Here is a 12,237-nt window from a genome sequence, read left to right on the forward strand (position 1 = left end):
TTAGGTTTACCCTGCCATGGTGAACCTCAACCCCGCCACCGCGCAACCCCCCGGCCTCACCATCGGCGAGCTCGCCACCCGCACCGGGCTGGCCCCGGCGACCCTGCGGATGTGGGAGTCCCGGCACGGCTTCCCCCGACCCCAGCGCCTGGACAGCGGGCACCGCCGCTACGACGAGCACGACGTCGACCTGGTCCGCCAGGTGGTGCGCCGGCGCGACGGCGGCGCCCGCCTCGAGGTCGCGATCGCCGGGGTGGTGCTGGCGGAGGCGACGGTCGGGAGCGCCCCGGGGGCCCCCTCGGTGTACGCCGCGATGCGCCGACAGCACCCGCAGCTCCAGCCGCAGCGGCTGCGGAAGTCGACGCTGCTGGCGCTGTCCTGGGCGATCGAGGACGAGTGCTGCGTGCGTGCCGAGCGGCCGATGATCTTCGGGGCGTTCCAGAAGGAGCCCTACTACCGGGCCGCCGAGGAGCGCTGGACCGAGCTGGCCCGGGTCTCGCGCGCCACGATCGTCTTCGCCGACTTCGGGGCCGAGCCGGCGCCGGTCGAGCGCACCACGTTCGTCGACCTGCCCGAGGACGCCCCGATGCGGCGCGAGTGGGCGGTGGTCTGCGACGCGGCCGACCATCCCGCGATGCTCACCGCCTGGGAGCTCCCGGGCCAGTCGACGGTGCCGGACCGGCAGCGGCTGTTCGAGTCGATCTGGACCGTCGAGCCGGCCGCCGTACGCGACGCGGCCCGGGCCTGTGCCCAGGTCGCCCAGCAGCTCGGGCACCCCGAGGGCGCGCCGCTGCTCTACGAGCTCGCCGAGGACCCGGCCCCGCCGCCGGCCGGGCTGCTGTCGGCGACCTCGCTGCTCAACCGGGTCGTGGCGTACGTCGACCGGGCGCGCTGAGCCGGGCTACGGCGTGTCGGTGACGACCATCTGCGCGAGGTACTGCGGCAGGCCGACGCGGTCGACCGCGTCGAGCTGACCCTCGAACCAGTCGGCGTGCCGCTCCTCGTCGCGGACCATCTCCTCGAAGACCGCGGCGGTGCCGTGGTCGCCGAGGGCGTGGCACTCGTGCGCGCTCGCGTTGAACTCCGCGACCGCGGCGTTCTCCGAGGCGAGCGCCAGCCGGAGCATCTCGTGCGCGTCCTCCCCGACGGTGATCCCGCCGAGCTTCTGCACGTTGGGGTGACCCCCGAACATCAGGATCCGGTTGATCAGCGCGTCGGCGTCCTTCATCTCGTCGATCGACAGGTCGTAGAAGACCTTGCCGAGCCGGCCGAGGCCCCAGTTGTCGAGCATCCGGGCGTGCAGGAAGTAGGTGTTGGTGACGGTGAGCTCGAACGTCAGCGCCGAGTTCAGCAGCTCGACGACCCGGGGACTAGCTGGCTGCAACGTCGACCTCCGACAGTTCTGGCCGGTGCTCGCACACCAGCCGCTTGAGCGAGAAGACGCAGGAGCCACAGTCCTGGCCCGCCCCGGTGGAGCGGCAGACCGCCGCGAGGGACCGCGCACCCTCCCGGACGGCGGCGGCGACGGCCCGGTCGGTGACGACGCGGCAGTGGCACACGATCACGGCGGGCTCCCCTCGCGACGACGGCAGAAGTTAGGCGGGCCTAAATTATGTGAGGCATGCCTAACTTCGCGCAAGTCCCGGTCCCGGTGTGTGGATCGTCGCCTGGGTGGGTACCCGTGGCCCACCAAACCGGGTGAGGCCGGTCGGGGACGGACCACCACCCGCCCCCGGCCGGCCTCCGGCGTCAGCGGCGGTCGGCGCCCGCGGCCTCCAGCGCGGCGGCCACCCGCAGCAGCAGGTGGTCGGTGCGCGGGCGGCCCATGAGCATCGTGCCGACCGGCATCCCGTCGTCGGCGGACCGGCCGCTGGGCACCGAGACGGCGGGCAGGCCGACGAGGTTCGCGACCACCGTCCAGCAGTCGGTGTACGGCGCCGCCATCGGGTCGGCCAGGTCCTCCGCGCTCGCGTGCCCCTCCAGCAGCGGGGCGGTGGTCGGCATCGTCGGCGAGAGCAGCAGGTCGCAGCCGTCGAGGGCCTCAGTCACCTGGCCGGCGAGGATCTCGCGGGCCACCTGGGCGACCTCGAGCGGGCTCGGGATCTCCCGCAGCAGCTCCAGGCCCCACGCGTAGCGGCGCTCCACCTCCGCGCCGGCGAGCCCGGTCCGGACGTACGGCGCGAGCACCGGCACGCTCGCCGCCGAGGTGACCGTGAGGTACGTCGCCAGCGCCCGCCCCGCCGCCGGGGCCGAGACCGTGACCACCTCGGCGCCCAGCTCCCGCAGCAGCTCGACGGTCGCGTCCAGCCGGGCCAGGACGCCGACCTCGTTGCGGGAGGTGCGCAGCTCGGCCGGCACCCCGACCCGCAGGCCGCGGACGTCCGGGTCGGCGGTGGCCGCGGCCAGCCCGGGACGCCCGCCGATCACGCTGAGCAGCAGCGCGGTGTCCTCGACGGTGCGGGCCAGCGGGCCGACCCGGTCCAGGCCCGGCGCGAACGGCACCACGCCGCGCATCGGCACCAGCCCGGGGGTAGGCGCCATCCCGACGACGCCGCACTGGGAGGCCGGCTCGCGCACCGAGCCGCCGGTGTCGGTGCCGATCGACAGCGGCACCTGGTGGGCGGCCAGGGCCGCGGCCGACCCGCCGCTCGAGCCGCCGGCGCTGCGCCGCGGGTCGTGCGGGTTGTGGGTGCGCCCGTAGGCCGACGTCTGGGTGGAGGCGCCCATCGCGAGCTCGTCCATGTTGGACCGGCCGACGACCACCGCGCCCGCCGCGCGCAGCCGGTGCACCACCTCGGCGTCCACGCGCGCGGCGGCCCCGAAGGCCTTCGAGCCGCAGGTGGTCTGCTGCCCGCGCACGTCGACGTTGTCCTTGACCACGACGGGCACGCCGGCCAGCGGCCCCAGGTCGGCCCCCTCCGCCCGTCGTACGTCGAGCCGGCGGGCCCGGTCCAGGGCGTCGGCGCCGTCCACGTGCACCAGGGCGCGGACGGTCGGCTCGGTCGCGGCGATCCGGTCCAGGTGCGCCTGCACGACCTCGACGACGGAGACCTCGCGGGCGGTCACCAGCGCCGCGAGCCGGGTCGCGCCCAGGTCGGTCAGCGGCGCGGCGTACGTCGGAGGGCTCATGCCGGGAGGCTAGGCGGTCGATGTTTCACCGGTGTGACCCGCTGTAACGCGGGGTTATGGACGCTCCACCCACGGCACACCGCGGGCGGACCGTCCACGCCGCGTGCGGAGCCGGCTCGCCGGAGCCGCTGTCGGCGCCAGCGCCTAGGCTGGGCGTCGATGTCTCCTCGTGTCCTGCTCGCCGTCGACGGCAACTCGCTGCTGCACCGGAGCTTCCACGCGTCCGCGCGCACCGGGTTCCGGACGCCGGACGGCCGGCCGATGTGGGCGGTGCGGGGCCTGCTCTCCCAGCTCGTCGCGGCCGTCGACCGGGTCTGCGCCGACGCCGTCGTGGTGGGGTTCGACGACCGGGAGGCCAGCTCGCGGCGGGAGCGCTGGCCCACCTACAAGGCGCACCGCGACCCCAAACCCGAGTCGCTCGAGGAGCAGCTGGACACCGCGATCGACGTACTGCGGGCGCTCGGCGTCGTGGTCGCGGTGCCCGAGGGCCTGGAGGCCGACGACGTGCTGGCCAGCGCGGCCGCCTACGCGCCGACGGTGGGGGCCCGGACCGTCGTGGCCACCTCCGACCGGGACTCCTTCGCGCTGATCGACCGGCACACCCGGATGCTGCGGATCCTCAACGGCGGCGTCGACGCCTCTCCCCTGCTCGACCCGGAGCGGCTGGTGATGGTGACCGGCGTGCGCCCCGAGCAGTACACCGACTTCGCGGCGCTGCGCGGGGACACCTCCGACAACCTCCCGGGGGTCAGCGGGATCGGGCCCAAGACGGCGGCCCGGCTGCTCGCGGAGTTCGGCTCCGCGGCCGCCGCGTTCGACGACGCGGCCGGCGACGGCGAGCGGTGCACCCGGGTGCTCGGCCGCTCGACGGCCCGCAAGCTCGCCGACCCGGAGGCGCGGGCCCGCTGGGCGCTGAACTGCCAGGTGATGACGATGCACACCACGGCGCCGCTCGGCCTGGACCTGGACGCCGGGATCGGCTGCCTGCCCCTCGACGAGGCGGCGGTGCGGGCCACCTTCACCCGCCTGGAGCTGCACGTCCCGACCGCGGTCCGGGCGCTGACCGGCAAGGAGTCCGTCGGCCCCCAGCCGGTAGACGTCGACGCCGGGTGGGTGCCCCGGCCGCGCCCTCAGCCGATGCGGCACCCGCCGCTGCGCAGGCCGGTCGAGCCCGAGCCCGCCTCGGTGCAGGGCACCCTCTTCTAGTGCTCCCGGGCCGTCGCGGTCAGCCAGGCCGTGAGGACCGCGAGGGTCCCGGCCGAGATGCCGTGGCCACCGGGGTCGCGGTGCGCGGTGAGCGTCGCGCCCGACTCGTCGTGCAGGTAGGTCCAGGTGCGGTCCAGCAGCTCGCGCGGGATCACAGTGTCGGCGTCGCCCTGCGCGACCAGCACCGGTACGCCGGACAGCCGGCCGGGACCGGTCGGGACGCCGGCGTCGAACGGCAGGGTGCCGAGCAGGATCGCGGCGCCCGCCCAGCGCGCCGGTTCGGCCAGCAGCAGCCCGCCGGCGAACGCCGCGCCGCCGCTGAACCCGACCAGCAGCACGTCCCGTCCGGCGTGCTCGGCGTCCAGCCAGGCCCGGAACCAGGCCGTCGTCTCGGCGAGCGAGGACGCGACCGGCCGGCCGATGCCGCGGTTCGCGAACCAGGCGTACCCGCCGCCCTCGGCGATCGGCGCGCGGACCGCGGCGTAGGCCAGCTGCTGCGGCAGGTGGTCGGCCAGCGCGGCGATCTGCTGCTCGTCGGACCCGCGGCCGTGCAGCAGCACCACCAGCGGGGCGTCCGGGTCCGTCGAGCCGCGGTACGTCGCGACCGGCTCGCCGAACGCGGCGCTCACGCGTCCTCGACGATCCGGCCCGCCGTCCGGCGGCCGCCCCATCGACGTACCTCGTCGGCGAGGTCGAGCCGCTCGGTGGTCGCACTGGCGGCCATCTCGCCCCACGACGCCCGCGGCAGCATCCACATCACCTCGAACTCGTTGCCGTCCGGGTCGACGCCGTACACGCTCTTCGTGGCGCCGTGGCTGGACTCACCGGTGAAGGCGTCGAGGTTCGCCAGGGTCAGCCGGGCCTGCTCGAGGTCCTCGATCGTGTCGACCTGCCAGGCCAGGTGGTAGAGCCCGACCGTCCCGGGTCGGCGCGGCGGTGCGTCCGCGCCGATCCCGAACAGGCCGAGGTCGTGGTGGTTCTCCGAGCCCGGCATCCGCAGGAAGGCGGCGTTCGCGCGGGGCTCGCGGGCGACCACCTCGGTGCCGAAGGCGCGGACGTAGAAGTCCAGCGCCCGCTCCAGGTCGGAGACGAAGAGCACCGCGTGGTTCAGGCGTACGGCGGAGATGGTCATGTCACTCCTCGAGGGAAGAGAGGGTCAGGAGGCGGCGGGCACGGCGATGGCCGACACGTCGAACTCCAGCTTGATCTTCTCGCTGACCAGCACGCCACCGGTCTCCAGCGCGGCGTTCCAGGTCAGGCCCCAGTCCTTGCGGTTGATCGAGGTGCTGCCCTCGAAGCCGACCCGCAGGTTGCCGAAGGGGTCCTTGGCCGAGCCGGTCGACTCGAAGTCGATCGAGACGGGGTGGGTGACGCCCTTGATGGTGAGGTCGCCGGTGACGGCCCAGGTGGTGGCGTCGGCGCGGCGTACGTCGGTCGTGACGAAGGTCAGCTCGGGGAAGGTCTCGGCGTCGAAGAAGTCGGCGGAGACGAGGTGCCCGTCGCGGTCGGCCTGGCCGGTGGAGATGCTGGCGGCGCGGATGTTGACCTTGGCCGAGGAGGCCGACGGGTTCGCGGTGTCGAGGTGCGCGCTGCCCTCGAACTCGGTGAACTGGCCGCGAACCGTGGTGACCATCGCGTGGCGGGCCGAGAAGCCGATGCGGGTGTGGGTGATGTCGAGGGTGTAGTCGCCGGCGATGTCGTCGACGGCCGTGGTGCCGGCGTCGAAGAACGCGGCGGCCGGAGCAGCGGTCGCGGGGGCGGCGGCGGTGACCGGCGCGGTCTTGGTGGAGCGGTTGAACAGACCCATGATGACTCCCAGAAAGTTGTAGGTTCAAGCGATGACCCTGACTCTACACCTCTTTAGTTGAACTATCAACTGTCATCTAGATCTCACCCCACGTGGATAGTCCGTGACGTTCTTGCTGTTCCGGGTACCGGAACAGCGCAAGAACGTCACGGACTATCTCGGGAGGGCTAGGGGACCATCCAGCCCAGCACCGGGGTGGACTGCAGGCCGACGATCACGCACATCAGCACCAGCAGCGCGAGGCTCCAGCCGATCACCTTGCGGAAGATGTCGCCCTCCTTGCCGGCCATCCCGACGGCTGCCGCCGCGATCGCCAGGTTCTGCGGGCTGACCATCTTGCCGAGCACGCCACCCGAGGAGTTCGCGGCCGCCATCAGCAGCGGGTCCAGGCCGGCGTCCTTGGCCGTCTGCACCTGCAGCGCCCCGAACAGCGCGTTCGCGGACGTGTCGGACCCGGTCACCGCCACCCCGATCCAGCCGAGGATCGGCGAGAGGATCGCGAAGGCCCCGCCCGCACCGGCGAGCCAGGCGCCGAGCGAGGTGGTCTGCCCGGACAGGTTCATCACGTAGGCCAGCGCCAGCACCGCCATCACGGTGACGATCGCCGACTTGAGCTCGACGTAGGTGCGCACGTAGGTCCGCGCGGCCTGGGCCGGGGACACCTTGAGGATCGCCGCGGTGATGATGCCGGCGAAGATCATCAGCGTGCCGGCCGCGGGCAGCCAGTTGAACTTGAAGACCGTGGCGACCGGGTCGCCGGAGGGGTTGGTGATGTCCAGGCCGGGCCAGTTGAACGAGTAGGTGAACGGCTCCTTGGCCAGGAAGTCGACGACCGCCGGGATGTTGACGATCGAGAAGATCACGATGATGACGAGGTACGGCGCGTAGGCCTTCGCGATGTCCGCACCGCTGTCGCGCGGCACCTCCGGCGAGGTCGAGGCCGAGGCCACGGCCCCACTGCCGGCGCCGCGACCGGTCGAGCCGGTGACCGACGTCGAGATGCCGTGCGGCGAGCGCCGGGCCGCGCGACCCTGCGCGCGGCCGCTCTCGAGCTCGTCCTCCTCGGCACCGGCCTGCTCGGCGGTGAGCACCTCGGCCGGCGTCCACACGCGCAGCAGCAGGACCACCGAGGCGGCCGAGACCAGCGCAGCGACGATGTCGGCCAGCGGCACCGAGACGTAGTTGGCGGCGACGAACTGGGCGAGGCCGAACGCCACGCCGCAGACCAGGGCCGGGAGCCAGGTGGCCTTGACCCCGCGACGGCCGTCGACCACGAAGACCAGGATCAGCGGCACGATCACCGCGAGCAGCGGGGTCTGGCGGCCGACCATGCCACCGATGCCGTCCACGGTGAGGCGGGGGTCGCTGTTCACCGCGGAGGTCACCGACGCCAGCGTGACGATGGGGGTGGCCAGGGCGCCGAAGGCCACCGGCGCGGTGTTCGCGATCAGCGCCACCGCCGCGGCCTTCACCGGACGGAAGCCCAGCGCCATGAGCATCACCACGGTGATCGCGACCGGCGTGCCGAAGCCCGCGAGCGCCTCGAGGAGCGCACCGAAGCAGAACGCGATGATGATCGCCTGGATGCGCTGGTCGGGGCTGACCTTCTCGAACGACCGCCGGAGCACGTCGAAGTGGCCCGAGGCCACGGTCAGGTTGTAGACCCAGATCGCGTTGATCACGATCCAGAGGATCGGGAAGAAGCCGAACGCGGCGCCGTCGGTGCCGGCGAGCAGCGCCTGCCCCAGCGGCATCCCGAACAGCACGACGGCGACCACGAGCGCGACGACCAGCGAGATCAGGCCGGCCACCCACGCCTTGAGCCGCAGACCGCCGAGCAGCACGAACAGGGTGACGAGGGGGACGGCTGCACAGAGCGCGGTGAGGGCGAGCGAGTCGCCGACCGGTTGGAGGTCCTGCTGGAACATGGCTTCTCCCGAACGAGGCTGAGGTGAGTGGACGGACTAGGCGGGGAGGAACGTGCTCACCGGGGCACCCCGGATGGAGGCGTCGAGCACCTCGATGGTGTGCGCCATCCCCATCGGGTGCCCCGACCGCTGGATCGCCGAGGTGACCTGCATCAGGCAGCCGGGGTTGGCGGTGACCAGCACCTGGGCCCCGGTCGCGACGATGTTGGCGGCCTTGCGGTCGCCGAGCTCGCGGGCCGGCTCGGGGTTGACGATGTTGTAGATGCCCGCCGAGCCGCAGCACAGCTCGGGCTCCGCGATCTCCTTCAGCGACAGGCCGGGGATCGCCTCGAGCAGCCGGCGCGGCTGGGCCCGGACGCCCTGGGCGTGCGCGAGGTGGCAGGCGTCGTGGTAGGCGATCGTCATGTCGAGCGGGTGCCGCGGGGCCACCGTCCCGAGCTCGTCGAGGATCTCCGAGACGTCGCGGACCTTCTCGGCGAAGGCGCGGGCCCGGGCGGCGTACGCCGGGTCGTCGGCCAGCAGGTCGGCGTACTCCTTCATGGTGGAGCCGCAGCCGGCGGCGTTCACCACGACCCGCTCGACGCCGGAGGACTCGAAGGAGTCGACCAGCCGGCGGGCGAACCCCTGCGCCTCCTCCTCGCGGCCGTTGTGCACCGACAGCGCGCCGCAGCAGCCCTGGGACGCCGGCACCACGACGTCGCAGCCCTCGGCCTGCAGCACCCGCGCGGTCGCGGAGTTCACGCCGGGGAAGAACGCGCCCTGCACGCAGCCGGTGAGCAGGCCGACGACGGCCCGGCGCTCACCGCTGGCGTGGATGTACGGCGGCAGCGGCTCGGGCCGGCCCAGCCGCGGGGCGAGGCTCTCCATCGCGGCGAGCTGCGGGGACAGCCGCTCCAGCAGGCCGGTGCGGCGCATCGCGCGGTCGAGGCCGGTGGCCTGCAGTGCCCGTAGCGGCCCGCGGAGCAGCCGGAGCCGCTTGGGGTGCGGGAACAGCGAGAAGATCAGCCCGCGCAGCGCCCGGTCCTTCGGCGACCGCTCGTGGTGGCGCTCCACCTGGGCGCGGGTCTGCTCGATGAGCGTGTCGTACTGCACGCCCGAGGGGCACGCGGTGACGCAGGCCATGCAGCCGAGGCAGGCGTCCCAGTGCGACACCATCGAGTCGCTCATCGGCTCGCCCTCGAGACCCTCCTTCATCAGGTAGATCCGGCCGCGCGGGGAGTCCATCTCCTCGCCCCACAGCACGTAGGTCGGGCAGGTCGGCAGGCAGAACCCGCAGTGCACGCAGTCGCCGATCAGCGCCGCGTCGGGCGGGTTGTGGTCGTCGAAAGCGCCGCCGGGTGCGGGCATGCCGAGGTCGACGATGCCCCCCATCTCCCCGAGGGTGCCGCTGGTGTCGTGCTCGGACGTGTCGGTCATTCAGATGCCTCCCACGAAGCGGCCCGGCGCGAGCCGGTGGTCGGGGTCGAACTGGTCCTTGACGCGGCGCATCAGGTCGAGCGCCGGGATCGGGCCCCACACGTCCACGCCGGCCTTGACGCCGGCCGGTGCGTCCACGACGACGGTGCTGCCGCCGTGCCGGGTGCAGACCTCGCGCAACCGGGCGAGCGTCGCGGCGACGGCCTCGACGGGGGTGCCGGCCGGGACCGCGGCGTAGGCCACGCCCGCGCCGGCCGAGCCCCGCAGGGCCACGCCGGTCTCCCCCGCCGCGGCCAGCACGTCGGCCAGCCCGGAGAGCACGAACGTCAGCTTGAGGGCGGTGGCCCGGTCGTCGCCGGTGGCCCCGAGCTCCCACGGGTACGTCGACCCGCCGCCCGGGGCGTCGTCCGCGTCCGTCGAGGTCTCGCCGAGCAGGGCGCGGACCATCGCGGTCCGGCCGGCGACGCCGTCCTCGCGGCCCTCGAGGAGCACGCTCACCGTCCCGTGCCCGTGGGCCCAGCCGACCTCGACCGCGGAGGGCACGGCCTGGCCGTGCACGACCGCCTGCGCGAGCCGCTGGGCCTGCGCGGGGTCGTCGCACGGGGCGTGCACCCAACGGTGCGCGGCCGGTACGGGGTGCAGGCGGAACGTCGCGTCGGTGATCACGCCGAGCGTGCCGGCCGAGCCGATCAGCAGCTTGCCGAGGTCGTAGCCGGCCACGTTCTTCACCACCCGGCCACCGGCCTTGGCGACCACACCGTCGGCGCGGACCAGCGTGATGCCGATCAGCAGGTCGCGCGCGGTGCCGGTGGCGACCCGACGGGGACCGCTGGTGTTGGTGGCGAGCAGGCCGCCGATGCTGGTGCCGGGGACGGTCTCGTCGAGGACGAGGCGCTGGCCGCCGCGGCCGACGACGTCCTGGACGTCGCGGAGCCGGGCGCCCGCCTGGGTGGCCACGATCAGGTCGCCGGCGGCGTGGTCGAGGACCTGGTCGAGGGCGCTCACGTCGAGCAGCACGTCGGCGCCGGCGGGCGGGGTGCCCCAGGTCATCTTGGTGCCGCGGCCGCGCGGCACGACGCTCAGCCCGTGCGCCGTGGCCGCCCGCAGCACCTCGGCGACCTGCGCCGTGTCGGCCGGTCGGGCGACCAGCCCGGGGACGACCCCGTCGACGTGGTCGGCGGGCTGCGGGTCGTGCACGTCCGCGCAGGCCGAGGCGATCGCCTCGCGCGCCGTGCGGTCGAGCGTTCCGGTGCTCATCAGAAGACCTCCGCGAGGCCGGCTTCCTGCGCCGGGTGCGCCCCCTTGTGACGTCCGGGCACCTCCCCGCAGAGCCGGGGGGTGGGGAACACCTTGCCGGGGTTGGAGATGTTGTCGGGGTCGAAGGCGCAGCGCACCATCTGCATGGTGTCCAGGTCGTCGTCGGTGTACATCCGGGGCATGTACTTCGCCTTGTCCATGCCGACGCCGTGCTCGCCGGTGATCGAGCCGCCGTGCTCGATGCACAGGTCGAGGATCGCGCCGCTGACCTTCTCGGCGGCCTCGCCCGCGCCCTCGACGGCGTCGTCGAAGAGCACCAGCGGGTGCAGGTTGCCGTCGCCGGCGTGGAACACGTTGGCGACCCGTACCCCGGACGAGCTCGACAGGTCGGCGATCGCCTTGAGCACCTGCGGCAGCGCGGTGCGCGGGATCACGCCGTCCTGGACGATGTAGTCGGGGCTGATCCGGCCGACCGCCGCGAACGCGGACTTGCGGCCCTTCCAGATCAGCGCCCGGTCGACCGGGTCGGTGGCCAGCCGCTGCTCGAAGGCGCCGTTCTCGGCGCAGAGCCGCTCGACCTCGGCGTACTCCTGCTCCACCTCGACCGACGCGCCGTCGAGCTCGATGACCAGCACCGCACCGGCCCCGTCCGGGTAGTTGCAGTGCACGGCGGCCTCGGCGGCCTCGATCGCGAGCGCGTCCATCATCTCGATGGCGGCCGGCACGATCCCGGCCGAGATGATCGCCGACGTCGCCGCACCGGCCTGGTCGGTGGACTCGAAGCCCACCAGGATCGTGCGCACCTCCTCGGGCAGCCGGACCAGCCGGACCGTCGTAGAGGTGACGATGCCGAGCGTGCCCTCGGAACCGACCACCGCGCCCAGCAGGTCGTAGCCGGGGCTGTCCGGCGCGGCCCCGCCGAGCGCGACCGTGTCGCCGTCGGCGGTGACGAAGTCCGCGCCGACCACGTGGTTGGTGGTGAAGCCGTACTTCAGGCAGTGCGCGCCGCCGGAGTTCTCCGCGACGTTGCCGCCGATCGAGCAGATCTGCTGGCTCGACGGGTCCGGCGCGTAGTAGTAGCCGTACGGGGTCGCGGCCCGGGTGACGTCGAGGTTGATCACGCCGGGCTCGACGACCGCGCGCTGGTCCTCGGGACGCATCGCGGTGATCGCCCGCATCCGCGAGGTCACGATCAGCACGCCCTCCGCGTGCGGCAGGGCGCCGCCGGACAGGCCGGTGCCCGAGCCGCGGGCGACGTACGGGACCAGGTGCTCGGCGCACGCCCGGACCACGGCCGCGAGCTGCGCCGCGTCCTCCGGTACGACGACCAGGGCCGGCGTCACGCGGTAGTGCGCGAGCCCGTCGCACTCGTAGGTGCGCAGCCGGGCCCGGTCGGTGATCACGCCCGCCTCCGGCAGCAGCCGGCGCGCGACGGCGGCGACCGCCTCGATACCGGGGGTCGTGGCCGGGACCTCGCTCTCCTGCGCCGCCATG

Annotated in this window: 12 protein-coding genes; 2 read left to right on the forward strand and 10 right to left on the reverse strand. The window is 73.7% G+C overall.

The genetic code is table 11. The annotated features are described in order from the left end of the window. The first annotated feature begins 19 nt into the window (after nt 1-19). A complete protein-coding gene (locus tag KRR39_RS16550) occupies nt 20-895 on the forward strand; it encodes a DICT sensory domain-containing protein (protein WP_216938608.1) in 876 nt (291 codons plus the stop codon). 6 nt (nt 896-901) lie between these two features. Here KRR39_RS16550 and bfr read toward each other — a convergent pair whose 3' ends face one another. The 3 genes from bfr to KRR39_RS16565 all read right to left on the reverse strand — a co-directional run bounded on the left by bfr (nt 902) and on the right by KRR39_RS16565 (nt 3,129). Further along, the gene (gene bfr / locus KRR39_RS16555) at nt 902-1,384 is read right to left on the reverse strand and encodes a bacterioferritin (RefSeq protein WP_216938609.1); all 483 of its coding nucleotides are present in this window, start codon (nt 1,382-1,384) and stop codon (nt 902-904) included. Continuing rightward, the gene (locus KRR39_RS16560; RefSeq protein ID WP_216938610.1) at nt 1,371-1,565 is read right to left on the reverse strand and encodes a (2Fe-2S)-binding protein; all 195 of its coding nucleotides are present in this window, start codon (nt 1,563-1,565) and stop codon (nt 1,371-1,373) included. Before KRR39_RS16560 ends, bfr begins: the two co-directional genes overlap by 14 nt. Nucleotides 1,566-1,749: 184 nt before the next feature. Further along, entirely contained in the window at nt 1,750-3,129 is a 1,380-nt protein-coding gene (locus KRR39_RS16565; RefSeq protein ID WP_216938611.1) for an amidase, read from the reverse strand. Nucleotides 3,130-3,288: 159 nt separating this feature from the next. On the opposite strand from KRR39_RS16565, the gene KRR39_RS16570 reads away from it, so the two are divergent. Continuing rightward, on the forward strand, nt 3,289-4,335 hold the full coding sequence (locus KRR39_RS16570) for a 5'-3' exonuclease (protein ID WP_216938612.1): 1,047 nt from the start codon (nt 3,289-3,291) through the stop codon (nt 4,333-4,335). On the opposite strand, the gene KRR39_RS16575 is transcribed toward KRR39_RS16570, so the two are convergent. From KRR39_RS16575 to KRR39_RS16605, 7 genes are all read right to left on the reverse strand, one after another. Next, complete coding sequence (locus KRR39_RS16575; protein WP_254185196.1) at nt 4,332-4,964, reverse strand: alpha/beta hydrolase; 633 nt, start codon at nt 4,962-4,964, stop codon at nt 4,332-4,334. The two genes, KRR39_RS16570 and KRR39_RS16575, sit on opposite strands and share 4 nt — an antisense overlap. Beyond that, complete coding sequence (locus KRR39_RS16580) at nt 4,961-5,467, reverse strand: VOC family protein (protein WP_254185197.1); 507 nt, start codon at nt 5,465-5,467, stop codon at nt 4,961-4,963. The genes KRR39_RS16575 and KRR39_RS16580 overlap by 4 nt, the downstream gene beginning before the upstream one ends. 24 nt (nt 5,468-5,491) lie before the next feature. Beyond that, nucleotides 5,492-6,142: a YceI family protein gene (locus KRR39_RS16585; RefSeq protein WP_216938614.1), complete on the reverse strand. Its 651-nt coding sequence runs from the start codon at nt 6,140-6,142 to the stop codon at nt 5,492-5,494. 167 nt (nt 6,143-6,309) lie between these two features. Further along, the gene (locus KRR39_RS16590; RefSeq protein WP_216938615.1) at nt 6,310-8,070 is read right to left on the reverse strand and encodes an L-lactate permease; all 1,761 of its coding nucleotides are present in this window, start codon (nt 8,068-8,070) and stop codon (nt 6,310-6,312) included. Nucleotides 8,071-8,106: 36 nt separating this feature from the next. Continuing rightward, complete coding sequence (gene glcF / locus KRR39_RS16595) at nt 8,107-9,486, reverse strand: glycolate oxidase subunit GlcF (protein WP_254185198.1); 1,380 nt, start codon at nt 9,484-9,486, stop codon at nt 8,107-8,109. Next, entirely contained in the window at nt 9,487-10,743 is a 1,257-nt protein-coding gene (locus KRR39_RS16600) for an FAD-binding oxidoreductase (protein ID WP_216938616.1), read from the reverse strand. It lies immediately after the preceding gene. Then, a complete protein-coding gene (locus KRR39_RS16605; RefSeq protein ID WP_216938617.1) occupies nt 10,743-12,236 on the reverse strand; it encodes an FAD-linked oxidase C-terminal domain-containing protein in 1,494 nt (497 codons plus the stop codon). The genes KRR39_RS16600 and KRR39_RS16605 overlap by 1 nt, the downstream gene beginning before the upstream one ends. Between the last annotated feature and the right edge of the window lies 1 nt (nt 12,237).

It is taken from the genome of Nocardioides panacis (genome assembly GCF_019039255.1).
Classification (GTDB): Bacteria; Actinomycetota; Actinomycetes; order Propionibacteriales; family Nocardioidaceae; genus Nocardioides_B; species Nocardioides_B panacis.